This is a genomic window from Pseudomonas schmalbachii (genome assembly GCF_017589465.1).
Classification (GTDB): domain Bacteria; phylum Pseudomonadota; class Gammaproteobacteria; order Pseudomonadales; family Pseudomonadaceae; genus Pseudomonas; species Pseudomonas schmalbachii.
In genome coordinates this window covers 119,373-145,644 of the sequence record NZ_JAELYA010000002.1, presented here as the reverse complement: position 1 = coordinate 145,644, position 26,272 = coordinate 119,373, and the positions used below count along the sequence as shown (strand labels likewise).

Genomic DNA, 26,272 nt, shown 5'->3' with positions numbered 1-26,272 from the left:
CCTGAGCCGCGCTCGGCTAGACCTTGAACAGGCTCCGCGCGGTTCTCAACGGGCGAAGCGTCGCGCGCCCATCACGCAACAGATCACCGCCAGAGTGACGCCGGCCATCAGCGGGCTGACGCTTTCATGTAGCAGCAGTGCCGCCAGCGCCAGGCCGAAGAATGGTTGCAGCAGTTGCAATTGGCCGACCGCCGCGATGCCACCTTTCGCCAGGCCGTGATACCAGAAGAAAAAGCCGATCAGCATGCTGAACAGCGAGACGTAGGCGAGGCTCGCCAGCGCCGGCCAGTCGGCCTGCAGCAGGTTGCCGGGCAGCGTCCAGAAGGTGAGTGGCAGCATCAGCGGCAGCGAGAGCACCAGTACCCAGCAGATCACCTGCCAGCTGCCGAGATGCCGGGCCAGGCGCGCGCCTTCGGCGTAGCCGAGACCGCAGGCGAGGATGGCGGCGAGCATCAGCAGGTCGCCGAGCAGCGAGGCCTGTCCGCCCTGTGCCAGCGCATAACCAGCCACCGCACCGCTGCCGAGCAGGGAGAACAGCCAGAACGCCGGGCGCGGCCGCTCGCCGGCGCGCAGCACGCCGAACAGCGCGGTGCACAGCGGCAGCAGGCCGACGAAGACGATGGCGTGGGCCGAGCTGACATGCTGCAGCGCCAGGGCGGTGAGCAGCGGGAAGCCGACCACCACGCCGCCGGCCACCACCAGCAGCGGCAGCAGGTCGCGCCGGTGTGGGCGCTGCTGGCGCAGCAGGAGCAGGATTGCGGCGGCGACCAGTCCGGCGATGCTGGCGCGGGCGAGGGTGAGGAAGGTGGGGTCGAAGGTGCCCACCGCGACCCGCGTTGCCGGCAGCGAGCCGCTGAAGATGAGGACGCCGAGAAAGCCGCTGAGCCAGCCGCCGAGATTGCCGTTCATGTATGCCACCGATGGGTTCCGATGCTGTCGAGAGTGGGCTGCGGCACGTCGGATCGCCAGTGACAGAAAGGTACAATTTGCACAAACTGTCCTGGTATTTCATCGGTACAGTCGAGGTGGTCAGCATGGTTAGGCCAGTGGAAAGTCGCGTGGATTCAGTGATGCGTACGATCCATGAGCGTCTTGCGGCGCGCTCGCTGGTGCCCGGCGAACGCCTGCCGTCGATCCGTCAGTTGGCGGAGCAGTTGCATCTGTCGAAGACCACCGTGGTCGAGGCCTACGACCGGCTCACCGCTGACGGCGTGATCGAGGCGCGGCGCGGTTCCGGCTTCTACGTCTGTGGCCATCCGCCGCCGTTGTCGCTGTCCGATGTCGGTCCGGCGCTGGACCGCAGCATCGATCCGCTGTGGATATCCCGGCAGTCGCTGGAGGCCGCCGAGGACACCCTCAAGCCCGGTTGCGGCTGGCTGCCGCAATCCTGGCTGCCGGATACGGAAATTCGCCGCGCGCTGCGGCAGATCGCCCGCGAGCCGCATTCGAGCCTGCTGGAGTACGGCCGCCCCTACGGTCATCCGGCGCTGCGCGAGCAACTGGCGCGGCGCCTGGCCGAGCACGGGGTGGCGGTCGGCGCCCAGCAGATCGTCCTCACCGACAGCGGCACCCAGGCTATCGACCTGATCTGCCGCTTCCTGCTGGAGCCGGGGGACAAGGTGCTGGTCGACGACCCAGGTTACTTCAACTTCCAGGCGCTGCTGCGCGCGCACCGGGTGCAGGTGCTGGGCGTGCCGTACACGCCGAGCGGGCCGGATATCGAGGCGCTGGCCGGCATCCTCGAACAGCAGCGGCCGCGCCTGTACATCACCAACTCGGCGTTCCACAACCCGACCGGCGCGGTGCTCTCGCCGCTGGTTGCGCACCGCCTGCTCAAGCTGGCCGAGGCCCATGACCTGCTGATCGTCGAGGACGACATCTTCGCCGACTTCGAGCGCGAGAACGCGCCCAGGCTGTCCGCCTTCGACGGCCTGGAGCGGGTGATCCAGGTCGGCAGTTTCTCCAAGACCCTGTCCGCCTCGGTGCGCTGCGGCTACATCGCCGCGCGCCCGGACTGGTGCGAGCAACTGGTCGACCTGAAGCTGGCGACCAGCTTCGGCAACAGCCCGTTCAGCGCCGAACTGCTCCACGAACTGCTGCGCAAGGGCAGCTACCGGCGGCATGTGGAGGGGATGCGTGGACGCCTGGCGGATGCCATGGGCGAGACGCTGGTGCAACTGCGCCGGCTCGGCATCCAGCCATGGCTGGAGCCGCGCGGCGGGATCTTCGTCTGGGCGACGCTGCCGGACGGGCTGGACGCCGCCGAAGTCTCCCGCGCGGCGCTGGCCGAGGGTGTGGTGCTGGCGCCGGGCAATGTGTTCAGCCTCAGCCAGTCGTGCGGCGGCTTCCTGCGCTTCAACGTCGCCCAGTGCCCGCCGCGGGTGTTCGAGGTGCTGGAGCGGGCGATGGCACGGACGCTGTTGTAGGAGTCAGGGGGACGCCTAGTTCTTGCTGGCGATCATCGTGCTGGCCGGCCTACTGCCTGTTGCGGGTGGCGTCGATGAAGGGCAGCGCCGTTCCCGGCAGCATGGTTTCCGGCAGCTTGCCGTCCCAGCGCTCGGCCTTGGTCAGCTCGATCAGGTTCTGGTTGGATGCCAGCGCCTCGGCCTTGGCGCGGATCGCATAGGCTTCGGCCTCGCCGCGCAGGCGGGTCGCTTCGGCGTCAGCCTTGGCCTGGGCCAGCTTGGAGTCCGCCTCGGCCTGCGCCTGGGTTACCTGGATCTGCGCCTGCACCTGCTCGGTGGCGAGGTTCTGCTGGCGTGTCTGGATCGCCACTTCGGCCTTCATCCGTTCCTCGATGGAGCGCTCGTAGCTTTCGCTGAAGTCGATGTTTTCCACCTGCACGCCGTCGATCACCACCGGCCCGCCAATCGCTCCCTTCACCGCGACGGCGACATCGGCGACGAACTGGCCGCGGTTCTGCACCGCCTGGATCGCGGTATAGCGGCCAAAGACGTTTTCCACCTGGGTCGGCACCTGGCGGCTGACCAGACGGTCGACCAGCACGTTGGTATCGCCATAGCCGGTGTAGACCTTGGCCACGTCGGTTGGCGCGACATGCCACGAAACCGAGACCACCAGCGTAGCGACCTGCTGGTCGCGACTGTAGGCCTGCAGCTGTTCGTAGCGGGTCGTGTGGTTCTGCACCGAAATGGTCTTCACCACTTCGATGAACGGCATCTTCCAGCCCAGCCCCGGTTCGGCGACACCCACCAGCTTGCCGTTGCGCAGGACCACCCCGCGCTCCTTCTCGTCGATGGTGTAGAACGATCCGCCAACGGCGATCAACAGCAGCAGGGCGATCAGCCCACCAGCGATCAGCTTGAGCGGAATGGAAGCAACCTGCGATTTCAGTTCGGGACTCGCCATGTTCAAGGCTCCTTATGATGGGCGGGCCATTTTCAAAGGATGCATTGAGCTACAAAACAGGACGACTCGGAAAGCTCCCTGAGAGGTATCCGGAAGCGCCGGGGTGGCTATCAGCAATCGCGGAACACCGGCTTGCGCTTCTCGACGAAGGCGCGGATGCCTTCCTGGGCGTCGTGGGTGCGGGTGATTTCCTGGCCGATGCCGGCTTCCAGCTCCAGCGCGGCGTCCAGCGGCAGTTGCAGGCCTTCCTGCACGGCGCGGCGGATCGCCTGCTGGGCTTTCAGGCCGTAGCGGCTGTGGGCGGCGGCCAGTCGGCAGGCGGCGTCCAGTACCTCGTCGACGCTGTCGACCACTTCGTCCACCAGACCGAGTTCGAGCGCCCGTCGGCTGTCCACCGGTTCGCCGCTGAGCATCATGCGCAGCGCCGGCTGTTCGCCGATCAGGCGCGGCAGCAGTTGTGTGCCGCCGTAGACCGGCAGCACGCCGAGCTTGATTTCCGGCAGGCCCAGCTTCGCTTCGGCGGCACACACGCGGAAGGTGCAGCCAAGGGCGATTTCCAGTCCGCCGCCGAGGGCGAAGCCGTTGATGGCGGCGACGCTGATCTTCGGGAACTGTCGCAGTCGCTGAGCGAGTCGGTGCATGCGGCGGATGCGTGCGCCGGCGTCGCCGCTGCCGCTCTTCAGGTCGGAGCCGGCGCAGAAGGCGCGGCCTGCGCCGGTGATGACCAGTGCGCGGGAGTCGTCGGCGGCGATGCGTTCGAGGTGCGCTTCCAGTTCGTCCAGCAGGTCATCGCTGATGGCATTCAGGGCTTCGGGACGGTTCAGCGTCAGCACGGCGCAGACGTCCTGTCGATGGTAGGCGATGCAGGTCATGGTTCACTCCTGGGCGACGGTCAGTACCGCCTTGCCGATACGGTTGCGATCCGCCGAGGATTCCAGCGCCTCGTGGAAACGCTCGAACGGATAGCGCACGCCGATCCGTGGGCGGAGGCGTCCCTCGTCGATATGTCCGGCCAACTCCCGGCGCAATGCCGTCGCGCCTTCCGGCGAGTACACCGAGGCGAACTGGCGGACGTCCACGCCGACCAGCGAGGCGCCCTTGAGCAACGCGAGGTTGGCCGGCAGGGCAGGGATCGAGCCGCCGGTGAAGCCGAGCACCAGATGCCGGCCGCCCCAGGCGAGGCGGCGGAACGCGGTTTCGAAGGTGGCGCCGCCGACCGGGTCGAACACCACGTCTACGCCGCGGCCATCGGTCATGCGCTTGAGCGTGTCGCCCCAGTCCGGCTGGGTGTAGTCCACGGCGAGGCTGGCACCGGCGGCGAGGGCGGCTTCGCGCTTGGCCGGGGTCGAGGCGGCGGCGATGACGCTGGCGCCGAGCAGGCGGGCGATCTGGATGCCCGCCTGTCCCAGGCCGCCGGCCGCGCCGAGCACCAGCACGCTTTCCCCGGCACTGAGGTTGGCGCGGTCGCGCAGGGCGTAGAACGCGGTGGTGTGGTCGATCCAGAATGCCGCGCCCAGTTCGAAGTCCATGTGCCGGGGCAGCGGCACCACGGAATTGGCCCGCGCCACGGCATATTCGGCGAAGGCGCCGCCGAAGGGGGAGGCGGCGACCCGCTGGCCGACTTCGAGGCCGCTGACCTGTTCGCCGATGGCGTCGATCACGCCGGCCAGTTCGCAGCCCGGGATGTAGGGCGTCGGCGGCTTGATCTGGTAGCGGCCGGTGCACAGCAGGCTGTCCACATAGCCGATGCCGGCACTGACGACGCGTATGCGGACTTCGCCCGGTCCGGGTTCGGGGCGGGCGACGGTTTCGATCCGGTAACTGTCGAGAGAGTCCAGGTTGCGGCCGACGACCGCCTGCATGGTGGTTCCGCTCACGCGCAAAGCTCCTTCTTGTTGTCATTGTCCGGCGGGTGCCCGATTCCTCCGGATCATAACGACGGCAAGTGGCATTCGTGCCGGCCGTGGCGGTTACGCCATCGATTGGGACAGGATCGCCATGGCTGTCGGCGCCGGGCGAGCCGCCGGTCCGGAGTGGACACAGTTTGTTCACAACTGCTGCTGCTAATCCCTTCCTATTGAGAATCGATATCATATAATTCGGCGTTTGAATTCCGTGCCCGCCAAGGGCGATCCAGCAGCAGGTAGTTGAGCGATGCGAGCATTCCAGGCAGGCCTTTCCCCGTGGGGGACCGGCGCATGAGCGACAAGGGCAAGATGAGCGCCGCGGCGCTGACCTCGCGCATCCTCGCGGCGCTGTTCGGCGGCTATGCGCTGGCCTATTCCGCCACCGCCTTCCTCAGCGTCTACCTGCCGCTGGGGCGGGCCGACCGGGTCGCCTTCGCCAGCCTGCTGTGCTTCGCCGTGTGGGTCGCGGCCATCGTCTTCGTCTTCGCCACCCGCAGCGCCTGGCGCGCCTGGTGCGGTCCGTTGCTGCTGAGCGTGCTGCTGGCGCTGGCGGCCTTCCTGCCCGGCACTTTCGGAGCCCGCCCATGAGCCTGCGCCAATCGATGTCCGGCCTGCATACCTGGAGCGGCCTGCTGGTCAGCTGGCTGCTGTTCGTCATCCTGTTCGCCGGCAGCCTGGCCTGCTTCGACAAGGAGCTGACCCGCTGGATGCTGCCGCAACTGCACGAGCCGGCGGAGAATGCGGTGAGTGCCGACCAGGTGCGCGACTGGCTGACCGAACGCCAGCCCAACGCCCACGCCTTCTGGATGCGCGCGCCGACCGAACGCATCCCGTACTGGACGGCCGGCTGGGTGCCGGCGGACCTCGGCGAGTTCGTCGACTTCAAGCTCGATCCGCGAACCGGCGAAGCCCTGCCGAAGACGGTCGGCGGCGAGTTCTTCTTCACCCTGCACTACGACCTGCACGCCGGCATGATCGGCCTGTACATCGTCGGCATCGCCGGCATGTTCATGCTGGTGGCGCTGGTCAGCGGCATCATCGTCCACCGGCGCATCTTCAAGGACTTCTTCACCCTGCGCCCGAAGGCGGCGCGGCAGCGTGCCTGGCTCGACGCGCACAACGTGCTCGGCGTGGTCGGCCTGCCGTTCCACCTGCTGATCGCCTACACCGGCCTCGCCATCTTCGTCGCCAACTACATGCCGGCCGGCATCCACGCGGCCTACAAGGGCGACGTCATGCGCTTCTTCCAGGAGACGCAGCGCTCGTTCGACCGCGAGGAACTGGGCAAGCCGGCCAAGCCGCCGAAGTCCATCGACCGCATGATCGCCACGTCCGAGGAACTCTGGGGCGACGGCAGCCGCGCCGGCTGGATCAATGTCGAGCATCCGGGCGATTCGTCGGCGATGGTGCAGATTCGCAAGGCGGTGGATTCGCGGCTGGTGAACGACCAGGAAACCATTTCCTTCGATTCCGGCACCGGCGCGCTGCTGCACCAGCAGAAGCCTTACGCGGCGGGCTACCACACCTATTCCTGGCTGGGCGGCCTGCACATGGCGCAGTTCGGCGGCAACCTGGTGCGCGTGCTGTACCTGCTGCTCGGCCTGTCCGGCTGCGCCATGCTGCTCGGCGGGCTGCAGGTCTGGCTGGCCAAGCGCGAGGCGCGCGGCAGCAGCGGCGTGACCCTGGTGCGCGCACTGAACGGCGCGGTCTGCGGCGGCCTGCCGCTGGCCAGCCTGGCGCTGTTCGGCGCCGCGCGCCTGCTGCCGGGTTCGCTGGCGTACCGCAATCGATGGGAAATCGCGGTGTTCCTTGGCGTCTGGCTGCTGGCGGTCGGGCATTCGCTGTTCCGTCTCGGCAACGGCCGCACCATGGCCCGCGAACAGGCCATGGCGGCGGCCCTGCTGGCGCTGAGCCTGCCGTTGCTCAGCCTGTTCGGCCCCGAGGCTGGCCGCCTGACATCCAGCATCGCCCGTGGTGACTGGACGCTCGCCGGCGTCGACCTGGGCTTCCTGATCGCCGGCCTGCTCAGTGCTGCGCTGGCCCGCCGTCTCGGCCGTCCCGTCGTGGTGGCGGAGAAGCGCCGTCGTGCGCTGGTCGAGGAGGTCGCCTGATGCTGCTGGTCTTCGGTCTCAACCTGCTGGCCATGACGGCCCTCTGCCTGGCGCTGTCGCGTCATCACCGCGACCTGTTCGGCGCCGCGCCGAGCGACAGGCGGGTGCTGATGCTGCGTGGTGTCGCGCTGCTGGATGGCGCGCTGGCGCTGGCCTACTGCATCCACCTGCTCGGTGTGGAGAACGGCATCATCTACTGGACCTGCCTGCTGATGCTCGCCGGCGGCCTGCTGGTCGCCCTGCTGGCCTACCGCCCGCGCTGGACGCTGCCGACAGCGGCGGGCGTGCCGCTGCTGGGTGGGGTGTTGGCGGTGGTGGGCTGAACCGGCTGCGGAACTGCCCACCGGTCCTCTATACAGCTATGCCAACCATTGCCTGCAGGCGTTCCTGATTGGCCCTCCACCATGCCGGCAGCGCATCGCCGGGCATGGGTTTGGCGATGAAGTAACCTTGCGCCTCGGTGCAGCCGAGTTGGCAAAGCAGCTCCCAGTCATCGCGGCTTTCCACGCCTTCGGCGACCACCCGCAGGTCGAGCTTGCGGGCGATGTCCAGCGCGCTTTCCAGAAGCACGCGCAGATGCAGTTTCTGGCTCGCGCCGTTGACGAAGGCGCGATCTATCTTCAGTTCCGAACAGGGCACGCGCGAGAGCTGCAGCATGCAGGAGAAGCCGGTGCCGTAGTCGTCCACCGACAGGCCGAAGCCTTTCAGGCGCAACCGGGCCAGGGTGCCGAGCGTGGTGCTGAGATCGGTCATGATCGCGCTTTCGGTGATTTCCAGGATGACGAAGCGCGGCGCGATGCCGCTGCTGGCAACCCGCGCGATGATCGCCTCGGCCAGGCGGGTATCGGCCAGGGTGTCGGCCGAAACATTGATCGAGCAACTTAGCGGCAGGCCGGCTTCATGCCAGCCGCGGCAATGCCGCAAAGCCAGGTCCAGCATCTGCAGGGTGGTCTCGGCCATGTGTCGGCTGCATTCGATCAGCCCGATGAAGCGGTCCGGGGTGAGCAGTCCATGGGTCGGGTGCTGCCAGCGGATCAAGGCTTCAACCCCAGTCAGCGTGCCGTCGAGCAACGACACCTTGGGCTGGAAATAGGCCACGAATTCCTTTTCCTGCAGGGCTCGCTGTATCTCGTGCTCGTCCACTCGCGGGCCCGGCACGGGAGCGGCCTGCCGCTCGGTGCACGGCTCGACGGCCGAGAAGCGGCTCAGGCTGGTCAGCAACTGCTCCTGGGTGATCGGCTTCTGCAGGGCGCCAAGCAGGTGCAGGCCGAGGCTCCTGCCCATGTTCTCGACCACGTTGAGCAGTACGCTGTCACGCGCACTGGCCAGGATCACCGCCGGGTTCAGGCCCAGGCGGGCCATCTCGTGCAGCGCTTCGACGCCATCCATGCCCGGCATTTCCAGGTCGAGTACGATCACCTCGATCGCCGGGCTGGCCTTCAACTGGGCAAGGGCGTCGCAACCATCCTCCGCCTGGAGAATCCGGGGGATACCGAGCGCGATGCACTGGTCAACGATGAAACTACGCTGTACGTCGCTGTCATCGACGATCAGGACATACTCGGGAAGCCGGTTGACTGTCTTCATGCTTTCTCCTTAGCGCCAGCTCATGATCACGCCGGGGATTTCCCCCAGGGCGACAACCTGATCCACTCCGCCCAGCCGGATTGCCTCCTTGGGCATGCCGAACACCACGCAACTGTCCTCGTCCTGTGCGCAGGTGCGCGCACCTGCTTCGTGCATTTCCTTCAAACCCCTGGCGCCGTCGTCGCCCATGCCGGTCATGATCACGCCCAGCGCGTTGCGACCGGCGTGCTGCGCCGCGGAACGGAACAGTACGTCCACCGAAGGGCGATGGCGGCTGACCAGCGGACCGTCCTTCACCTCGACCTGATACTGTGCGCCGCTGCGGCGGACCAGCATGTGCCGGCCACCCGGTGCGATCAGCGCCAGGCCAGGCAGCAGGCGGTCGCCATCGCAGGCCTCGCGGACCTCGATGGCGCACAGCGAGTCGAGCCGCGTGGCGAAGTTGCGGGTGAAGCGCTCCGGCATGTGCTGGACGATGGCGATGCCCGGTGCGTTCACCGGCAGTTCGCAGAGGACGTTTTCCAGTGCCTGGGTGCCGCCGGTCGAAGTACCCAGCACGACGATCTTCTCGGTGGTGCGCTGGTTGCGCAGGCCCGTGGCCGGTGCCGCGAGCAGCGCATCGGCGGTCAGCCTGGTGTCGGTCCTCGGCGTCACCGGGGCCGATGCCGGCCTTACCCGTGCATGGGAGGCCGTGCGGATGGCGTTGACCAGTTCCCGGGCGTGATCGCGCAGGAAGTCGCGCAAGCCCATGGTCGGCTTGGTGATGACCTCCACCGCCCCGGCGGACAGCGCCTGCAGGGTTATCTCCGCGCCTTTCTCGGTCAGCGTCGAGCAGATCACCACCGGTGTGGGACGAGTGGTCATGATCTGGCGCAGGAAGGTGATGCCATCCATGCGCGGCATCTCCACGTCTAGGAGGATCACGTCCGGCCAGTTGCGCTCCATCTTCTGCAGCGCCAGCAGGGGATCGAGCGCAGCGCCGATCACCTCGATGTCGGCATGGGGGGCGAGCATCTGCTGCATCGCCTCGCGCATCACCGCCGAGTCGTCGACGATCATCACCTTGATGCTCATCGCTGCGCCTCCTTTGCGGCCTGGATGTTCAAGGCCGCGCCACGGCGCACCCAGGCCGTGCCGCTGGCCGGGTCGAAGCGCACGAAGCGGCAGCCCTCGCCGCCAAGGTCGCGGCCGATCACCCGCAAGCCGGCCTCGTCCACCAGACGCTCGGCGAAGCGCACGTTCTGTCCGCCGACATCACTGCTCAGCCGTCTGTTCGGGGTCGTCAGGCTGCGTGCGCCGCCGAACAGCTTGACCTCGGCCTCGGCCGGTTTGAGCCCATGTATGCGCGCCTGCTGCTTGAGCCAGATCCATGCCTCGTTGCCGTAGCGGCCATCCAGGTTGCGCGCGTGTTCGGGGACTCTCTGGCGACCCGGCAGGAGGAAGTGGCATATGCCGCCCTTGCGTGCGCGGGGGAACCACAGGGTGATCGCCACGCAGGAACCGAGCAGGGTCTCCACCAGTTGCTGGTCACCGAAATACAGATCGCCGGGATTGAGGAAGCGCTTGCCTCTCATGCCGCCACCTTGCGGTAGATCGACGAGGTCACCAGTTCGAGCGGGTGGCGGACTTCATGCAGCGCCTCGGAGTGCCCGACCATCAGCCAGCCGCCGGGCTTGAGTCGATCCAGGACGTGGCTCAGGACCCGCTCCTTGGTCGTCTGGTCGAAATAGATCAGCACATTGCGCAGCAGCACCAGGTCGAACATGCCCAGTTCCGGCGCCGGCCGGGTCAGGTTGCCGTAGCGGAACTCGACCCGTTCGCGCAGCTGGCGTTCCACCAGGAAGTAGCCGTCGTAGCGTTCGCGGCCCTTCAGGCAATAGCGCTTGAGGAAATGCGTGGGAATCCGCTCGCCGCGTCCCATCGAGTAGAGGCCGCGCCGGGCATTGGTCAGTACCTGCTGGCTGATGTCGGTGCCCAGGACTGTCCATGGCTGCCCCAGCCGCCCGTTGTCCAGCAGCATCGCCAGGGTGTAGGCCTCCTCGCCGGTGGAACTGGCCGCGCTCCAGGCGCGGAACTCCGGCTGCCTGGCCGCCCGCGGAAGAATCTCCTTCTGGAGGAAGTCGAAGTGCTTCGGCTCGCGAAAGAAGTACGTTTCGTGGGTGGTGATCAGGTCGATGGCGATTTCCAGCTCCGCCTCTCCAGCCGGCGAGACAAGGTGCTGGTAGTACTGCTGGTAGCTGTCCATGCGCAGCGCATTCAGGCGCTTGCTCAGGCGACCGCAGATCAATGGTTTCTTCACGGGTGGCAATTGCAGGCCCACCTGTTCGTGGAACAGCCGCTGGAGATGACGAAACTCCTGCTCACCCAGCGGGATCTGCAGACCTGGCGTGAGGCACTGTGCGCTTTGGCTCATGCGGTCCTCATCCCTGCGCCTGGTCGAGGTTGCCGACCAGTTCCGCGAGTTCCTCTATGGACAGCACGCGGGGGATGTCCAGGACGATCACGAACTTCTCGTTCTGCTTGAGGATGCCGCCGATGAAGTCCGCGCGAATGTGCGTGCCGAAGGCTGGGCGCGGCTCCACCTGCTGGGCCTCGACGGCCAGCACCGCGTTCACTGCGTCGACGATGACTCCCAGCAACTGCACGCCATCGCCTTGTGCCACTTCGAGGATGACGATGCAGGTGCGCCGGGCGATCTGCGTGCGCTGGCGACCGAAGCGCACGGCAAGGTCGATTACCGGCACCACTGCGCCGCGCAGGTTGATCACCCCGCGCAGGAAGGCCGGCATCAGCGGGATTTCCGTCAGTCCGCCGAACTCGATGATCTCGCGGATGTGTTCGATCGGCAGGGCGAACAGTTCGTTGCCCAGGGTCAGTGTCAGGAACTGCTGGGTCAGCGGTTTTTCTCCGGCGCCCAGCGGGCGGCCGGGGAGGCGGGCCGGCAGACTACTCATCGCTCAGACTCCTAGAAGCGGGTGAATGCCGATTCGTCGACCGGGTCTTCCAGCAGCGCACGCTTGACCGGCGCCAGCGGCCTGGCCTGCGGGCGCTCGGCTGCGGCCGGCATATCCCGCCCCGTACCGGCTGCGGGCTTGCGTGTGGCAGCTTCGGCCAGGCGGAAGAACTGGATCATTTCCTGCAATTGCACGGCCTGGCCGCTCATTTCCTCGGAGGTGGAGGACAGCTCCTCGGAGGCCGACGCATTCACCTGGGTGGTCTGTGCCAGTTGGGTCACCGCCAGGTTGATCTGCTCCAGGCCGGTGTTCTGCTCGCGCGAGGCGGAGGCGATTTCCTGCACGAGGTCGGCGGTCTTGCGAATCGACGGCACCATCTGCTCCAGCAACTGGCCTGCGCGTTCGGCCAGGTTGACGCTGTCGCTGGCGACCGCGCCGATTTCCTGCGCCGCCACCTGGCTGCGCTCGGCCAGCTTGCGCACTTCCGCCGCCACCACGGCGAAGCCCTTGCCGTGATCGCCGGCGCGCGCAGCTTCGATAGCCGCGTTCAGGGCGAGCAGGTTGGTCTGGTAGGCGATGTCGTCGATGATGCCGATCTTGCCGGCGATCTGGCGCATGGCATTGACCATCTCGCGTACCGCCGCGCCACCTTCCTCGGCGTCCTTCGACGACTGGCTGGCCATGCTGTCGGTGACTCGCGCGTTCTCGCTGTTCTGCGCCACGGTGGCGGCGATTTCTTCCACCGATGCGCTGGTTTCCTCGACGTTGGCCGCCTGTTCGGAAGCATTCTGGCTGAGCGCCTGGGCCGAGGCTGCGACCTGTTCGGAAGCGGAAGCCAGGGAGTCGGCGGTCATGCGTACATCGCCCATGATCACGCGCAGTTTCGACACCATCTGCTGCAGGCTGTAGAGCATGCTGGTCTGGTCGCCGCTGCGGATCCGCAGGTCCATCGTCAGGTCGCCGGCCGCCACGCGCTGCAGGGCATCCATCGCCTCGACCGGCTCGCCGCCGACCTGGCGCATGATCATCCGCGTCACCAGCAGGCCGAGGGCCAGCGCCAGTACGAAGCCGACGATCATCAGGCCGATCATGAAGGTGACGATGTTGTGGGTGATCTCGGTCGACTCGCTGTTGACCTTCCGCGCGGTTTCGTCGTTGGTCCTGATCAGGCCGTCCATCGTTTCCATCACCTGGCTGAACAATGGCCGGGTTTCCTCACGCAGGACCTGCACCGCCTCGTCCTGCTGGCCTTGCTGCAGCAAATCCATGGCTTTCCTGGCCGATGCCTTGTACGCCGGCATCTGCAGGTCGTACTTCTCGATCAGCTGCTTTTCCGCATCGATCAGGAACGTGTGGCGATAGGTGTCGAAGGTCGCGTCGGCAACCTGCTCGGAGGCGCGGTTTTCCTCCACCAGCTTGGCGATCTCCGCTGGATCGTTCACCACGGCCGCCACGTAGAGGCGGCGGGCGAACTGGATGGTTTCGGCCTGCACCTTGCCCAGGTCGCGGATCGGCACCAGCCGGTCGGCGAACATGCTGGTCATCATGCCGTCCACTTTCTTGATATTGCTGATGCCGAAGGTGCCGACCACTACGGATACCAGGGCCACCAGCAGGAACGTGATGGTCAGCTTGGCGCCCAGTCGCAGGTTCATGAACCACTGCATTTTTCTCTCCCCCTATTTATTGGAATCTTTCAGTCCGCCAGTCCCGACTCAGGCCATCTCGCAGAGGAGACGCCTGGGTGCTTCGCTGGCTGAGCTGGCACGCTGGATCAACTGCGCCACATCGAGGATCAACGCCACGCTGCCGTCCCCGAGAATGGTCGAGCCGCTGAGCACCTTGTTCTGCGCGAATATCTGTCCGAGCGGCTTGATCACCGCCTGGAACTCGCCGACCAGCTGGTCGACCACCACTCCCGCGCGGTTCTGCCCGACCTGCAGCACCACCAGGCTCTCGCGCCGCGCGCCTCCGGCTTCCAGGCCGAACAGCTGGCGCAGGCGCACATAGGGCAGCGGTTCGCCGCGTAGGCTGAGCAGGTCGTGCTGGCTGACCTGTTCGCCAAGGTCGACGCACTCCACCACCTGATCCAGCGGCAGCACGAAGGTCTCGTCGGCCACACGCACCTGGAATCCGTCGATGATCGCCAGGGTCAGCGGCAGGCGGATGCGTACCGTGGTGCCGAGGCCATACTCGCTGAGCACTTCGACCTCGCCGCGAAGCTGGTCGATGTTGCGTCGCACCACGTCCATGCCGACGCCCCGTCCGGACAGGTTGGTGATCTGCTCGGCGGTGGAGAAGCCGGGTTCGAAGATCAGGCGGAACACATCGCTGTCGGCGAGGATCTGGTCGGGCTGCACCAGGCCCTTTTCGATGGCCTTGGCGAGGATGCGCTGGCGATCCAGCCCGCGGCCGTCGTCGCTGACTTCGATGACGATGCTGCCGGACTCGTGATACGCATTCAGCCGCAACGTGCCGCGCGCGCTCTTGCCGACGGCCCGGCGTAGCTCGGACGGTTCGATGCCGTGGTCCATGGCGTTGCGCACGATGTGCATCAGCGGATCGGCTAGCCTCTCCACCATGGATTTGTCGAGCTCGGTGTCGGCGCCGGTGACCAGCAGCTCGATTTCCTTGTCCAGCTCCTTGCTGATATCGCGCACGACCCGCGGGAAACGCTGGAACACTTCGCCGATGGCCACCATGCGCAGCGACAGCGAGGCGTCGCGAATACGCTCGACCAGGGTGGTGACGCCCTCGTTGGCCGCGGCCATGGCACTGGTGTCGCCCTTGTGCAGGGCGAGGCTGGTCGCCGCGCCGGCGATCACCAGCTCGCCGACCAGATCGATCAACTGGTCCAGCTTGCCCACTTCGACCTTGATGAAAACCTGTTCGAGGCTGCGCCGTTCCTCGGTCTGCTTCTGCTTGTGCAGCGCCGCCGAAACCACCGGCGGTGCCACCAGCTGTTCTTCCACCAGCAGGGTGCCCAACGGCGATGCGGGTGGCGGTGTGGCGTCCTGCAGGGCCAGCACGCGTTGCAGCTCGTAGGTCGTCAGCGCGCCGCTGCTGACCAGTAGTTCGCCGAGTCGCTGCGGCGCTTCCGGCAGGCTGGCGATCAGCTCGATGTAGGCCTCCAGCGCGCTGTGCGGGGGCAGGATGAGAAGCTGGCAATCCTCGCGGATGAACTCGAAGGCGCTCTCGATTTCCTGCTTGCTGGCCGTCGAATCGAATTCGATCTCGAAACCGAGGTAGCTGCTTTCCGCATCGAATCTGGCCGCGTCCGGGATGGCATCGGTCAGGGTGTGGATGTGCGTGATGCGCCCGAGCCTGCCGAGGTAGCGCAGGAAGGACAGCGGGTCCATGCCGTTGCGCAGTACGTCCGCGTTCGGCCGCAGGGAAATGTGCCAGAGGTCGCTGCTTGCCGTTTCGCCTTGCTGCGTATCCAGACGGCCGCTGGCCAGCGGTTGCGGCACCGTCGCCGGGTAGTCCGCCTGGACGTCGGTCTGGTCGAGGTATTCGTTCAGCTGGCTGAGCAGATAATCGCGCAGGACGGGGTTGGGGTCTTCGGCTTCGCTGTGCTCTTCGACCGCGGTCAGCAGGCTGCCGATATAGTCGCTGCAGGTCAGCAGCAGCGAAAGCATGGCGCCATCCAGTCGTTGCTCGCCGTTGCGTACCTGGTCGAGCAGGCTTTCCACCACGTGGGTGAAGCTGATCAGCCCGCACAGGCCGAACAGCCCGGCCGATCCCTTGATGGTATGGGCGGCGCGGAATATGGCATTGACGCGGTCGGCGCTGTAGCCGCTGGTTTCGATTTCCAGCAGCGCCTCTTCCATTGCCACCAGCAATTCGCGGCCTTCCTGCACCAGTGCGCCACGGGCCTGGTCGAGATTCATGGGCGCACCTCGCCGGACTCCAGCGGGATCACCAGGGGATCGCCCAGTTCGGCGACCAGGTTGAGCAGGTCGAGCGCTTCGCGCACGCGTTCCGAATGCCGGGTGTAGGTCACGCAGCCGCCGCGGCGCTGCGCTTCGCGTTTGAACATCAGCAGCAGCTGAACGCCAGTGCTGTCGAAATCGTCGACCGAGCCGAGGTCCACTTCCAGTTGTCCATGGCTGTCCAGCAAGGCGACCAGCTCATCCTTGAGCTGCGCCGCGCTGTAGATGTTGAGTTCGCCCACCACGGCGAATACCCGGCGGCCGGCCTCTTCCCGGCTAGCGATCCTGGCCATGGACATGGGCCTCAAGGCAGAATCAGCTTGGACACGGCGTCCAGCAGCACCGGCGGCTGGAATGGCTTGACCACCCAGGCGCGTACGCCGGCCGCCTTGCCCTCGGCCTTCTTCGCCTCGCTGGCCTCGGTGGTCAGCATGATCACCGGAGTGAACCGGTAGGCCGGCAGCTGTTTGGCGGACTTGACGAAGGTGAAGCCGTCCATCACCGGCATGTTCACGTCCGAGACGATCAGGTTGATCTTGCGGCCGTCCAGCTTGGTCAGCGCGTCCTTGCCATCGCAGGCTTCGAGCACGTTGTAGCCGGCTCCCTTGAGGGCGATGCCGACCACCTGCCTGAAGCTCGATGAGTCATCCACGATCAACACGGTCTTGCTCATGGTGTTGCTTCCTGTTTTGCAATCGATAGTCAGAAGAATGTGACGGAGGACTGTTCCACGCCCGACGGGTTCTGCCCGGCATGGACACGCTGCTGTTCGAGGGTGGTGTAGCTGGCTTCGAGGGCCTGCAGCCACTCTTCGCTCGATGGAATCGACTGGCTCCCCAGGGCGTCCTGCAGGCGCTGCATGTCCTGGGTGACATGGGTGGTTATCTGGGAGACCCGGTCCTGGAACTGCAGGTCTACCAGCACGGCATTGACGGTGTGCTCGACGTCGCGGGTGGTGCCCTGGAGCGAGTGCAGGCGCTGATCGAGCAGGGCGATGCCTTTGGCCAACTCGTCGAGGACATGGCCGACGATGTTTTCCGCCTCCTGCAGCTTGCCCTGGTTGAGGCATTCCATCTGCTCGGCGCCTGCGACCAGCGACTCCATCGAACGGCTCATCACCTGCACCTTCTCGGTGATCCTGGCGCCGGTGTCCCCCGACATGCTGGACAGCTTGCGCACCTCATCGGCCACCACCGCGAAGCCCCGTCCCGATTCGCCGGCACGGGCGGCCTCGATGGCTGCGTTGAGTGCCAGCAGGTTGGTCTGCGAGGCGATCTTGGCAACACCTTCGGCCATGCCATGCAGCTCCGTGACGAAGCCGCTCAGTTCGCGAATTTCGCAGAGGAAGCGCTCGCGTTCGCTGCGCGTTTCGTCGAGTACCTTCACTGCGCGGGGCAATTCGACCTGGGCATTGCGCAGCACATCGAACGTCGCCATGCCGCCCTGTGCCGCACCAGGGTCCAGTACCTCGCGCATCTGCTGGCTCATGCTGAGGAATTTCTCGGTCAGTCCGTGCGAGGCGCTGCCGGTTTGCTCGTTGACCAGATGAAGGTGGCGGCCCCAGAGGGGGAGAACCCGCTCCAGCAGGGATTTCAGGGCAAGCTGGTCGCTGTGCAACTGCTCGATCCGGTCGTCCGCGAGTCCATGCCCGGGTTGCAGTTCGGCGGGGGCGGGGCGATGGAGGAAGGCTCCCAGCCAGCCGCAGATCGCTGCGGCGGCCAGGCAGCCCCACCACCAGTGCTCGGCCAGCGACAGGCAAACGATGAAAATCAACGGGAGGCCGAGGCCCAGGCACACGCGTGGAGCCCGCACGATCAAGCGCGAATCATTAGCCATAGCCATTTCTCGAACTGCGGAAGAGGATCAAAGGGGTGGGACGACCGTGCCATTTTTTCTCGGGCAGGCGCGTGTAGCGCAGCAATCGCCCAAGTGGTTATCGGCCGCCAGTATGATAACAAAATAGTGGCACTTTGATATCTGGCAAAATTTTGTCGTCAAGTTTCGGCGATAGAGCGCAAACCGTTGTCAGGCGTGCGCTGCGCGGTATTCGCCGGGTGTGCCGCCGATGCTGTCGCGGAAGCGATTGGTGAAGTGGCTGGCGCTGGCAAAACCGCAGGCGAGGGCGATTTCGCCCAGCGGCAGGCGGGTTTCCCGCAGCAGTTGGCAGGCGCGGGACAGGCGGCGGGCGAGCAGGTAGCGGTGCGGCGGCATGCCGAAGCTTTCGCGGAACATCCGCGCGAAGTGGTATTCGGATAGCGCCGCGAGTCCGGCCAGTTCGCCCAGCGACAGCGCTTCGCCAAGGTTCTGCTCGATATAGTCGGCCACCCGCCGGCGCGTTACCGGCGCCAGTCCGCCCTTGAGCCGCAGGCCGTCGCGCAGGCCGGCCTGGGTCAGCAGCGCGTGGCTGATCAGTTCGTGGGCCATGCTGCTGGTCAGCAGGCGTTCGCCGGGTTCCTGCCAGTTCATGGCGATCAGCCGGCGGAAACGCATGGCCTGGAGGGGATCGTCGAGGAACGTCCTCTCGCACAGTTGCAGTTCGCGGGGTTCGCGGTCGAGCAGGCTGACGCAGCCGAGGGCGAAGTGCTCCTGGCTGAAGTACAGGTGCGCCAGGCGGATCTCGCCGTTGATCACCCAGGCCGATTCGTGCCCGGCCGGGAGGATGCACAGCTTGTCCGGCGCGCCCTTGCTCTGCGGCTGGCCGCGGCGGAAGGTGCCGGTGCCGCCATCCAGGTAGCAGGACAGCGTGTGGTGGCTCGGCGCATCGTAGTCGCGGGCGTCGTGGCGGTTGTTCCAGATCGCCGCGACCAGGCCGTCGCCGAGCTCCGCGCAGTGCTCCAGGCGAGCATGCGGCGACTCGTTCATCGACTGGAAAACCTGCAATTGATCGACGGCGGACATGGGTGACTCCTCCAGAAGGCCACTCTACCTGCGCGCGCCTCGCTTGCCAGCCCGGCCGTCGCAATAAGCGCAAGAATCTGCAAGCGGCGGGCGGGCTTTCCCGCAAGACTGGCGGTCAATGCCGTGGAGACCGCCCATGAACCTGTTCCTCTACCTGCTCACCGTCCTCATCTGGGGCACCACCTGGATCGCCATCAAGATGCAGATGGGGCCGGTGGCCATTCCGCTGTCGATCTTCTACCGTTTCGCCCTGGCGGCGCTGGTGCTGTTCGCCATCCTCCTGCTGTCGCGGCGCCTGCAGTCGCTCGGCAAGCGCGGCCAACTGATCTGCCTGGCGCAGGGGTTGTGCCTGTTCTGCCTCAACTTCATCTGCTTCTACAGCGCCAGCCAGTGGATTCCCAGCGGCCTGGTGGCGGTGGTGTTCTCCACTTCGACGCTGTGGATCGCCATGCTCGCGCGGCTGTTCTTCGGCCAGCGCATCGCGCCGAACGTGCTGGCCGGCGGTGCATTGGGACTACTCGGGCTGGGGCTGCTGTTCTGGCCGGAGCTGGCCGATCATGCGGCCAGCCGCGAAACCTTCTATGGGCTGGGTCTGGCGCTGCTCGGTACGTTGTGCTTTTCCGCCGGCAACCTGCTTTCCAGCCTGCAGCAGAAGGCCGGCTTGCGTCCGCTCAGCACCAACGCCTGGGGCATGCTCTATGGCACGCTGATCCTGCTCGGCTGGTGCGTCGTGCGCGACGTGCCGTGGGTGTTCGAATGGAATGCCCGCTACGTCGGCTCGCTGCTGTACCTGGCGATTCCCGGCTCGGTGATCGCCTTCACCACCTACCTGACCCTGGTCGGACGCATGGGGCCGGAGCGGGCGGCCTACTGCACCGTGCTGTTCCCGGTGGTGGCGCTGAACATTTCCGCCTTCGCCGAGGGCTACCAGTGGACTCTGCCGGCGCTTGCCGGGCTGGGGCTGGTTATGCTCGGCAACGTGCTGGTATTCCGCAAGCCGAAGCCGCTGGCGCCGATGGAGCCGGCGAAGGCCTGATCAGACATTTCGGACAGTGCATAAGGCGTATCGGCCAACTGTCCGTTTGGAGGAAGCAGGATTAGGAAAAAACTGGGTAGGGTGCTAACCAGTTGCCTGAACTACAAGAATCCAAGAGCACCCACTCATGAAGCCCGAGCCAAGTCCCCTCCTGTATCCCTGCGGCCAGGCGCCCGAGCCTGGTTCCGTGCGGGAAATCGCTCCCGGCGTACTGTGGCTGCGCATGCCGCTGCCGTTGTCGCTGGATCACATCAACCTGTGGGCAGTGCGCGACGGCGACGGCTGGGCGATCTTCGACACCGGCATGCACACGCCGCCGACGGTGGACGCCTGGCATGCATTGTTCGGCGCCGGCAATCCGCTGGGGGAGGGCGGCCCCACGCGGGTATTCGCCACCCACATGCACCCCGACCACGTCGGCATGGCCGGCTGGCTGAACCGGGAATACGGCTGCGAGCTGTGGATGACCCGCGGCGAGTACATGAACTGCCGGGTGCTGGTGGCCGACACTGGGCGCGAAGCACCGCCCGAGGCACTGAATTTCTACCGCCGCGCCGGCTGGGACGACGGAGCGATCGAGCACTATCGCCTGCGCTTCGGCGGCTACGGCAAGAAAATGGCGCCGCTGCCGCAGAGCTACCGCCGCCTGCGCGAGGGCCAGCGCATCCGCATCGGCGAGCACGAGTGGCAGGTGGTGATCGGTTCCGGCCACTCGCCCGAGCACGCCTGCTTCTATAGCCCGGAACTGAAACTGCTGATCTCCGGCGACCAGGTGCTGCCGCGGATTTCCTCCAACGTCTCGGTGCATCCGACCGAGCCTTATGGCGACCCCATGGGCGACTGGCTGGAATCGCTGGAGCGGATCAAGGCGGCGGTACCCGACGATGTGCTGGTGCTGCCGGCCCACGACGATCCGTTCCGCAACCTGCATGCGCGCCTGGATCGCCTGCTGGGCAGCCATCGGCGCGCCCTTGGCCGCTTGCACAAGTTGCTCGAAGAGGGGCCGAAGCGGGTCGTCGATCTGTTCGGCGTGCTGTTCGCCCGGCGCGTTGATGCCGAGGTGCTGCTGCTGGCGACCGGCGAGACCCAGGCCAATCTCAACTACCTGGTGCAGCGCGGCAAGGCGACGGTGAGCGAGGACGCCGACGGGGTGGCCTGGTACCAGAGCAGCCCGCGTTCATAGAAAACGGTCGCGCTGGCCGAAATGTGCCGTCAGTTGTGCCGAAAAGCCCGTTGTCCGCGGGCTTTTCCCGGTGAACAATCCGGACAGACCCTAATACAACAACAATAAGATCGAGGCGCACATGACCCCGCAACGTTTTTGCAATCCCTTCGCCGGCCAGGACTTCAACTGGTTGCTGGCAACCCAGGCCGCCGCCCATGGCGACAAACCGCTGCTGATCTGGGAACCCTTCGACCGCGCGCCGACGACCTACAGCTATGCGCAGTTCCACGATGCAGTGGGCCGGGTCGCCGCCTCTCTCGCCGCGCGCGGAGTGGGCGAGGGCGACCGGGTGCTGATCCACCTGGAAAACTGCCCGGAATTCCTCATCGCCTGGGCCGCTTGCGGCGAGCTGGGCGCGATGGCGATCAACACCAACACGCGCTCCTCGGAAGAGGAAATGCGCTACTACGTGACCCACAGCAAGAGCAGCGTGGCGATCACCCAGCCGGGCCTGCTTGGCAGCCTGTCGCGGGTGCGTGAGCAACTGCGCTGGGTCGTCTGCACCGAACACAATGCCGGCGTCCCGGCGGAACTGCCGGCCGGGACGGAAGCCTTCGCCGCGCTGCTCGACGCGCAACCGGCGGCCGAGCGCCGGCGCATCACCATCGATCCGATGCGGCCGATGTACGTGCAGTACACCTCCGGCACCACCTCGCGGCCGAAGGGCGTGGTGCTCACCCACGGCAACGCGCTGTGGGCCGCGCGGGTCAACGCCCTGCACATGGAACTGCGCAGCGACGACGTACACCTGGCGGTGATGCCGCTGTTCCACACCAACGCGCTGGCCTATTCCTTCCTCACTTCGCTGTGGACCGGCGGCAGCGTGGTGCTGATGCCGAAATTCTCCGCCAGCCGCTTCTGGGATGTGGCGGTGCGCAACCGCTGCACCTGGCACTCGACTATTCCGTTCTTCTTCAACGCACTGCTCAGCCTGCCGCGCCCGGAGAAACACTACTTCCGCCTGTGGGGCACCGGCGCCAACGACCTGCCGCAGACCCAGGCGCTGGGCATCAAGACCATCGGCTGGTGGGGCATGACCGAAACCATCTCGCACCCCATCGTCGGCCTGTGCGGCCTGCCCAACACCCCGATGGTCATCGGCCGCCCTGCGACCACCTACCAGGTCTGCGTGGTGGATGACGACGGCAATCCGGTCGCCACCGGCGAGACCGGCCACCTGCGCGTACTGGGCATGCCCGGCGTGTCGCTGTTCAAGGAATACCTGGACAACCCGGAAGCCACCGCGGCGAGCTTCGACGAGCAGGGCTGGTTCATCAGCGGCGACCGCGTGACGCTGCTGGAGGACGGCTCCATCCGCTTCGCCGACCGTGACAAGGACATGCTCAAGGTCGGCGGCGAGAACGTCGCGTCGTCGGAGATCGAGCGCGTGCTGATGGGCTGCGCGCCGGGCGTGGTGGCGGAGGTCGCGGTGGTGGCGAAGGCCGACCGCATGCTCAACGAAGTGCCGTTCGCCTTCGTGCGCCTGGCCGAGGGAACCGCTGCGGAGCAGCACGAAGCCATCGCCGAACGTCTGCTCGGCTTCTGCCGCGAGATGCTGGCCGACTTCAAGGTGCCGGTCGGCGTGCGCTTCGTCGAAGACTTCCCCCGCGCGACGCTGGAGAAGATCGCCAAGGCGGAGCTGCGCAAACAGCTGGCGGCGGAGGCTTCGTAGGTTGGCGCTGAGCGCAGCGAAGCCCAACATCCGGTAGGGCCTGCGCCAATCTCGTTGGGCTTCGTACCTCAGCCCAACCTACGGGAGCGAAACCCGGTTCGTAGGGTGGACAACGCGAAGCTTGTCCACCGCCCCGTCGCACCGTGCCTGATGGTGGAAAAGGCTTCGCCGTTTTCCACCCTACGTTCTCGCGCCGCGGCTGACCGTAGGAGCGGGCCATGCCCGCGAATCGCCAGCCAGCAGCGCAAAAGCTTCGCGAGCGGCTCGTAGGGTGGACAACGCGAAGATTGTCCACCGCCCCGTCGCATCGCGCCTGATGGTGGAAAGGTGGGGCGGCCATCCGTTTCGCCGTTTTCCACCCTACGTTCTGCATGAGCGAGGGAGCGCCTTGCCGGATGTTCCGGAATCACGGCGCGAGCAGTTCCGGCGCGTACTGCGTGATCCGTGCCTTCACCAGCGCCGCGCCATGGCGGGTCAGCACGGCCATTTCCTCGCTCGACAGCTTGCGCAGGTTGGTATCGATCGCCGAGGCGAACGCTGCGTCGCCGGCCTGTGCTTCGCCGATCCGGCTGTCGATGGAGAACCACATCGGCTTCGGTCCCTTGCCGGCCAGGTGGCGGTGTTGCAGGCGGTCGAATTCCAGGCCGCGGACCTGCTCCATCATGATGTTCAGCCCTTCCTTGAGGACGATGGCGCCGGATTCGGTGGGCCGGTTGTCGATGGCGAACGGCTTGCCGCCGTCGCTGACGATCACGTAGTCCAGCGCGTTGCGGTCGCGCAGCAGCGGGTTCACGCCCATGTTGTCGTAGACGCCGCCGTCGGTGAGCGTCACGTAATCGACGTCCGACGCGTGTGGATAGACCGCCGGATCGAGGCGCAGGGGCGGGAACACCGGCGGGAAGGCCGAGGAGGCGGCGACCGCGTGGCTGATGGGGAAGCTGGTGGCCGAGGCGACGCCGAGTTCGTGCTCGCCCATCTCGGTGTCCTTGCCGCCGCCTGCAACGAAGAAGAACAGGTTGCCGGTGGCCAGGTTGGTCGCATTGAGATAGATGCGCGGGCCGCCGCTGAGCGACGACATCTTCCGCCCCTGGAACAGATGCGTGTCGTACGACTCCGCGAGCTTCTCGATGCGCGACGAGAACGGATCGATCACGCCGCCGAGCACCGAGGACACCGCGATGGACTTCGTGCGCAGGTACTGATCCAGCAGGTCCAGCTTGTCCGGCTTCGTCCAGTTCAGCGCCACCGTCGCCCCGGCGATGCTGCCGCCGCTCACGCAGGTCAGCAGGTCCAGCTTGTCCAGCAGGCCGAGCGCCGCGAGCTGGCGCATCACGCCGAGATGGAAGGCGGCCGCGCGGAAGCCGCCGCCCGAAAGTGCAAGACCGATACGCTTCGCCGCACCGTTGATCTGAATGGACATTTCCCGGCCCTCCGAGTCGTGGCAGATGGGCATCGCCGGAGAGCGTGGAGAATGCTGGCAAATTGCCCTGCGTTGCCCGTGCCAGACACTCCGGTGACCTTACGTCGTAATTCTAGGTGGAGTTTTTGACACTGCCTGCCGATGGTTCTTCACTCCGTCAGAGAGTTGTCATCGAAATCTTCCACCGCGCAGCCGCAGTGCCGTGCGCGCTGGGAGTCATGCGTGCATTGGCCTGATCAGGCAAGGAGGCAGCGCATGGCGAAGTCAGACTATCCGACACCGGCGATGCGCAAGTTGCGGGTCTATGCCTTCGACCCGCAGGCCGCGACGCTGATGGAAACGGCGCAGATCAGCCACGCCACCATCGAGATTCCCTGGGAGGCGCGCTGGGAGGCACCGGTCACTCCCGGCCCGACCAACGAATACCTGGAAGTCATCGACATCGACCCCGCCAGCGGGCAGTTCTACGAGCCGCTGGACCTCAACCATCCCCACGTCCTGGCGCAGGACGGCCTGCCGCCGTCCGAGGGCGATCCGCGCTTCCACCAGCAGATGGTGTTCGCCGTGGCGATGAAGACCATCAAGGTCTTCGAGCGCGCGCTGGGGCGGCGGATCTTCTGGGCCGACCGCAAGCTGACGGTGAATGGCCGGACCACCTACAAGCGGGTGGAGAAGCTGCGCATCTACCCGCACGCCCTGCGCGAGGCCAACGCCTACTACAGCCCCGACAAGAAGGCGCTGCTGTTCGGCTACTTCAAGGCCTCGCTGACCGATCCGGGGGTCAACCTGCCGGGCGGCTGGGTGTTCACCGCGCTGTCCCACGACATCATCGCCCACGAAACCACCCACGCCATCCTCGACGGCCTGCACCGGCGCTATCGCGAGCCGACCAGCATCGACAGCCTGGCCTTCCACGAAGCCTTCGCTGACATCGTCGCCCTGCTGATGCACTTCACCCTGCCCGAGGCCGTCTCCAGCCAGCTCGCCTCCCGCCGTGGCGATCTCAGCGAGCGTACCTGGCTGAGCGGCCTGGCCCGCCAGTTCGGCGAGGCCACCGGACGCTACGCGGCGCTGCGCGAGGCAATCGACGACAAGACGGACGGCCAGCCCGACCCGACCCGCCTGGCGAAGCTCAACGAACCCCACGAGCGCGGCGCCATCCTGGTGGCGGCGGTGTTCGATGCCTTCGTCACCATCTACCAGCAGCGCACCGCCGATCTGTTCCGCCTGGCCGGCGTCGATGGCACGCACAAGGCGCTGCCCAACGAACTGGTCACCCGGCTGACCCACGAGGCGGTGAAGACCGCCGATCATGTGCTGCGCATGTGCATCCGCGCGCTGGACTACCTGCCGCCGGTGGACGTGCGTTTCGGCGAGTACCTGCGCGCGATCATCACCGCCGATACCGACCTGGTGCCCAACGACCCGCTGAACTACCGGCTGGCGATGATCCAGGCCTTCCGCCGGCGCGGCATCCTGCCGGACAAGACCCTGTCGCTGGCGCCGGACAGCCTGCTCTGGCAGACGCCGACCGGCAAGCTGGCCGCGCTGCGGCTGGCGGTGGCCTCGACCGACCGGGTCGGCAACGTCCGCCTCGACCTGACGCCGCAGTACCGCCGCGCCAAGAGCTACGAGCAGGCCGAGGACAACCGCCTGCGAATCTGGCAGTGGCTGATGGAATGCAAGGGCGAGCGCTCCGAATGGGAGCAGGCGCTGGGGGTGTTCCTGGTTTCGGAAAGCGCGACCCATGTGCTCGGCACGCTGCGCCCGAACCGGGTAGGCGATGCGCCGGCGGTGGAGGTCCACGCGGTGCGTTCGTCGCGGCGCTCCGGTCCGGAAGGCCAGGACCTGCGCCAGCTGATCGTCGAGGTGACGCAGAAGCGCGAGGGCTATTTCGACGCCGAGTACCAGCAGCGGCGCGATGCCGAGGCACTGGAGCGGCACGAGGACGGCGACTTCATCTTCCGTGGCGGCGCGACCCTGATCATCGATCTGCGCGACGGAGCGTTGCGCTATGTGATCCGCAAGCGCATCGACGACGATGACCGGCTGAAGGACCATCGGCGCTTCCTGCAAGTCGGCAGCAACGGACTGGCCATGACCTACCGTGGCGTGCGGGACGACGACAATCCCTTCGCCATGACCCACCGGGGAGTCTGAT

The 26,272-nt window shown here is 66.4% G+C and carries 23 protein-coding genes and 1 pseudogene; 8 read left to right on the top strand and 16 right to left on the bottom strand.

From position 1 onward, the window contains the following. Positions 1–45 precede the first annotated feature (45 nt). A complete protein-coding gene (locus JFY56_RS06110; RefSeq protein WP_208312641.1) occupies positions 46–909 on the bottom strand; it encodes a DMT family transporter in 864 nt (287 codons plus the stop codon). Positions 910–1,070: 161 nt separating this feature from the next. Between JFY56_RS06110 and JFY56_RS06105 the strand changes: the two genes are divergently transcribed. After that, positions 1,071–2,426 (top strand): aminotransferase-like domain-containing protein, encoded by a 1,356-nt coding sequence (locus JFY56_RS06105; protein WP_408004381.1) that lies wholly within the window; start codon positions 1,071–1,073, stop codon positions 2,424–2,426. Between the two features lie 49 nt (positions 2,427–2,475). Here JFY56_RS06105 and JFY56_RS06100 read toward each other — a convergent pair whose 3' ends face one another. The 3 genes from JFY56_RS06100 to JFY56_RS06090 form a co-directional block, all read right to left on the bottom strand. Continuing rightward, entirely contained in the window at positions 2,476–3,369 is an 894-nt protein-coding gene (locus JFY56_RS06100) for a prohibitin family protein (protein ID WP_208312639.1), read from the bottom strand. A gap of 110 nt (positions 3,370–3,479) precedes the next feature. Beyond that, entirely contained in the window at positions 3,480–4,241 is a 762-nt protein-coding gene (locus JFY56_RS06095; protein WP_208312638.1) for an enoyl-CoA hydratase/isomerase family protein, read from the bottom strand. 3 nt (positions 4,242–4,244) lie between these two features. Next, positions 4,245–5,246 carry an NADPH:quinone oxidoreductase family protein gene (locus JFY56_RS06090; protein ID WP_328824818.1) on the bottom strand — a complete coding sequence of 334 codons (1,002 nt, stop codon included), beginning with the start codon at positions 5,244–5,246 and terminating at the stop codon, positions 4,245–4,247. A 321-nt stretch (positions 5,247–5,567) separates the two neighbouring features. On the opposite strand from JFY56_RS06090, the gene JFY56_RS06085 reads away from it, so the two are divergent. From JFY56_RS06085 to JFY56_RS06075, 3 genes are read left to right on the top strand one after another with little or no spacing between them, the layout of a single operon-like run. Then, complete coding sequence (locus tag JFY56_RS06085) at positions 5,568–5,864, top strand: DUF3649 domain-containing protein (RefSeq protein WP_208312637.1); 297 nt, start codon at positions 5,568–5,570, stop codon at positions 5,862–5,864. After that, positions 5,861–7,387: a PepSY-associated TM helix domain-containing protein gene (locus tag JFY56_RS06080; RefSeq protein ID WP_208312636.1), complete on the top strand. Its 1,527-nt coding sequence runs from the start codon at positions 5,861–5,863 to the stop codon at positions 7,385–7,387. Before JFY56_RS06085 ends, JFY56_RS06080 begins: the two co-directional genes overlap by 4 nt. Beyond that, positions 7,387–7,710, top strand: a complete 324-nt coding sequence (locus JFY56_RS06075) for a DUF3325 domain-containing protein (protein WP_208312635.1) — start codon at positions 7,387–7,389, stop codon at positions 7,708–7,710. Before JFY56_RS06080 ends, JFY56_RS06075 begins: the two co-directional genes overlap by 1 nt. Before the next feature lie 28 nt (positions 7,711–7,738). On the opposite strand, the gene JFY56_RS06070 is transcribed toward JFY56_RS06075, so the two are convergent. The 11 genes and pseudogenes from JFY56_RS06070 to JFY56_RS06020 all read right to left on the bottom strand — a co-directional run bounded on the left by JFY56_RS06070 (position 7,739) and on the right by JFY56_RS06020 (position 18,758). After that, positions 7,739–8,974, bottom strand: a complete 1,236-nt coding sequence (locus tag JFY56_RS06070) for an EAL domain-containing response regulator (protein ID WP_208312634.1) — start codon at positions 8,972–8,974, stop codon at positions 7,739–7,741. Positions 8,975–8,983: 9 nt separating this feature from the next. After that, the gene (locus tag JFY56_RS06065) at positions 8,984–10,048 is read right to left on the bottom strand and encodes a protein-glutamate methylesterase/protein-glutamine glutaminase (RefSeq protein ID WP_208312633.1); all 1,065 of its coding nucleotides are present in this window, start codon (positions 10,046–10,048) and stop codon (positions 8,984–8,986) included. After that, positions 10,045–10,548, bottom strand: a complete 504-nt coding sequence (locus tag JFY56_RS06060) for a chemotaxis protein CheD (RefSeq protein WP_208312632.1) — start codon at positions 10,546–10,548, stop codon at positions 10,045–10,047. The genes JFY56_RS06065 and JFY56_RS06060 overlap by 4 nt, the downstream gene beginning before the upstream one ends. Beyond that, complete coding sequence (locus JFY56_RS06055; RefSeq protein WP_208312631.1) at positions 10,545–11,387, bottom strand: CheR family methyltransferase; 843 nt, start codon at positions 11,385–11,387, stop codon at positions 10,545–10,547. The genes JFY56_RS06060 and JFY56_RS06055 overlap by 4 nt, the downstream gene beginning before the upstream one ends. Before the next feature lie 7 nt (positions 11,388–11,394). Further along, a complete protein-coding gene (locus tag JFY56_RS06050) occupies positions 11,395–11,928 on the bottom strand; it encodes a chemotaxis protein CheW (RefSeq protein WP_208312630.1) in 534 nt (177 codons plus the stop codon). An 11-nt stretch (positions 11,929–11,939) separates the two neighbouring features. After that, entirely contained in the window at positions 11,940–13,583 is a 1,644-nt protein-coding gene (locus tag JFY56_RS06045) for a methyl-accepting chemotaxis protein (protein ID WP_236032471.1), read from the bottom strand. 60 nt (positions 13,584–13,643) lie between these two features. Beyond that, a complete protein-coding gene (locus tag JFY56_RS06040) occupies positions 13,644–15,818 on the bottom strand; it encodes a chemotaxis protein CheA (protein WP_208312628.1) in 2,175 nt (724 codons plus the stop codon). Then, positions 15,815–16,153: an STAS domain-containing protein gene (locus tag JFY56_RS06035; RefSeq protein ID WP_208312627.1), complete on the bottom strand. Its 339-nt coding sequence runs from the start codon at positions 16,151–16,153 to the stop codon at positions 15,815–15,817. Before JFY56_RS06035 ends, JFY56_RS06040 begins: the two co-directional genes overlap by 4 nt. 11 nt (positions 16,154–16,164) lie before the next feature. Beyond that, on the bottom strand, positions 16,165–16,533 hold the full coding sequence (locus JFY56_RS06030) for a response regulator (RefSeq protein WP_208312626.1): 369 nt from the start codon (positions 16,531–16,533) through the stop codon (positions 16,165–16,167). Positions 16,534–16,562: 29 nt separating this feature from the next. Continuing rightward, positions 16,563–17,135, bottom strand: a pseudogene (locus JFY56_RS24700) (methyl-accepting chemotaxis protein); the annotation flags it as partial. Positions 17,136–17,885: 750 nt separating this feature from the next. Beyond that, entirely contained in the window at positions 17,886–18,758 is an 873-nt protein-coding gene (locus JFY56_RS06020; RefSeq protein WP_208312625.1) for a helix-turn-helix domain-containing protein, read from the bottom strand. Positions 18,759–18,894: 136 nt separating this feature from the next. Between JFY56_RS06020 and JFY56_RS06015 the strand changes: the two genes are divergently transcribed. The 3 genes from JFY56_RS06015 to JFY56_RS06005 all read left to right on the top strand — a co-directional run bounded on the left by JFY56_RS06015 (position 18,895) and on the right by JFY56_RS06005 (position 22,691). Then, entirely contained in the window at positions 18,895–19,794 is a 900-nt protein-coding gene (locus JFY56_RS06015; protein WP_208312624.1) for a DMT family transporter, read from the top strand. A 127-nt stretch (positions 19,795–19,921) separates the two neighbouring features. Beyond that, positions 19,922–20,977, top strand: coding sequence for an MBL fold metallo-hydrolase (locus JFY56_RS06010; RefSeq protein ID WP_208312623.1), 1,056 nt, complete (start codon positions 19,922–19,924; stop codon positions 20,975–20,977). A 121-nt stretch (positions 20,978–21,098) separates the two neighbouring features. Next, positions 21,099–22,691: an AMP-binding protein gene (locus JFY56_RS06005; protein ID WP_208312622.1), complete on the top strand. Its 1,593-nt coding sequence runs from the start codon at positions 21,099–21,101 to the stop codon at positions 22,689–22,691. Between the two features lie 406 nt (positions 22,692–23,097). Here the strand turns inward: JFY56_RS06005 and JFY56_RS06000 are convergent, their stop codons facing one another. Further along, entirely contained in the window at positions 23,098–24,111 is a 1,014-nt protein-coding gene (locus JFY56_RS06000) for a patatin-like phospholipase family protein (RefSeq protein ID WP_208312621.1), read from the bottom strand. A gap of 255 nt (positions 24,112–24,366) precedes the next feature. Here JFY56_RS06000 and JFY56_RS05995 point away from each other — a divergent pair, with 255 nt between their 5' ends. Further along, positions 24,367–26,271, top strand: coding sequence for a gluzincin family metallopeptidase (locus JFY56_RS05995; RefSeq protein WP_208312620.1), 1,905 nt, complete (start codon positions 24,367–24,369; stop codon positions 26,269–26,271). Position 26,272 lies beyond the last annotated feature (1 nt).

Bases quoted from the DNA above. Each gene is read 5' to 3' on its own strand.
- JFY56_RS06040 (WP_208312628.1), bottom strand. From the start codon at position 15,818: ATGAATCTCGACCAGGCCCGTGGCGCACTGGTGCAGGAAGGCCGCGAA.
- JFY56_RS06060 (WP_208312632.1), bottom strand. From the start codon at position 10,548: ATGAGAGGCAAGCGCTTCCTCAATCCCGGCGATCTGTATTTCGGTGAC.
- JFY56_RS06020 (WP_208312625.1), bottom strand. From the start codon at position 18,758: ATGTCCGCCGTCGATCAATTGCAGGTTTTCCAGTCGATGAACGAGTCG.
- JFY56_RS06030 (WP_208312626.1), bottom strand. From the start codon at position 16,533: ATGAGCAAGACCGTGTTGATCGTGGATGACTCATCGAGCTTCAGGCAG.
- JFY56_RS06065 (WP_208312633.1), bottom strand. From the start codon at position 10,048: ATGAGCATCAAGGTGATGATCGTCGACGACTCGGCGGTGATGCGCGAG.
- JFY56_RS06010 (WP_208312623.1), top strand. From the start codon at position 19,922: ATGAAGCCCGAGCCAAGTCCCCTCCTGTATCCCTGCGGCCAGGCGCCC.
- JFY56_RS06015 (WP_208312624.1), top strand. From the start codon at position 18,895: ATGAACCTGTTCCTCTACCTGCTCACCGTCCTCATCTGGGGCACCACC.
- JFY56_RS06110 (WP_208312641.1), bottom strand. From the start codon at position 909: ATGAACGGCAATCTCGGCGGCTGGCTCAGCGGCTTTCTCGGCGTCCTC.
- JFY56_RS06055 (WP_208312631.1), bottom strand. From the start codon at position 11,387: ATGAGCCAAAGCGCACAGTGCCTCACGCCAGGTCTGCAGATCCCGCTG.
- JFY56_RS06085 (WP_208312637.1), top strand. From the start codon at position 5,568: ATGAGCGACAAGGGCAAGATGAGCGCCGCGGCGCTGACCTCGCGCATC.
- JFY56_RS05995 (WP_208312620.1), top strand. From the start codon at position 24,367: ATGGCGAAGTCAGACTATCCGACACCGGCGATGCGCAAGTTGCGGGTC.
- JFY56_RS06075 (WP_208312635.1), top strand. From the start codon at position 7,387: ATGCTGCTGGTCTTCGGTCTCAACCTGCTGGCCATGACGGCCCTCTGC.
- JFY56_RS06100 (WP_208312639.1), bottom strand. From the start codon at position 3,369: ATGGCGAGTCCCGAACTGAAATCGCAGGTTGCTTCCATTCCGCTCAAG.
- JFY56_RS06105 (WP_408004381.1), top strand. From the start codon at position 1,071: ATGCGTACGATCCATGAGCGTCTTGCGGCGCGCTCGCTGGTGCCCGGC.
- JFY56_RS06070 (WP_208312634.1), bottom strand. From the start codon at position 8,974: ATGAAGACAGTCAACCGGCTTCCCGAGTATGTCCTGATCGTCGATGAC.
- JFY56_RS06005 (WP_208312622.1), top strand. From the start codon at position 21,099: ATGACCCCGCAACGTTTTTGCAATCCCTTCGCCGGCCAGGACTTCAAC.
- JFY56_RS06080 (WP_208312636.1), top strand. From the start codon at position 5,861: ATGAGCCTGCGCCAATCGATGTCCGGCCTGCATACCTGGAGCGGCCTG.
- JFY56_RS06095 (WP_208312638.1), bottom strand. From the start codon at position 4,241: ATGACCTGCATCGCCTACCATCGACAGGACGTCTGCGCCGTGCTGACG.
- JFY56_RS06045 (WP_236032471.1), bottom strand. From the start codon at position 13,583: ATGAACCTGCGACTGGGCGCCAAGCTGACCATCACGTTCCTGCTGGTG.
- JFY56_RS06050 (WP_208312630.1), bottom strand. From the start codon at position 11,928: ATGAGTAGTCTGCCGGCCCGCCTCCCCGGCCGCCCGCTGGGCGCCGGA.
- JFY56_RS06000 (WP_208312621.1), bottom strand. From the start codon at position 24,111: ATGTCCATTCAGATCAACGGTGCGGCGAAGCGTATCGGTCTTGCACTT.
- JFY56_RS06035 (WP_208312627.1), bottom strand. From the start codon at position 16,153: ATGGCCAGGATCGCTAGCCGGGAAGAGGCCGGCCGCCGGGTATTCGCC.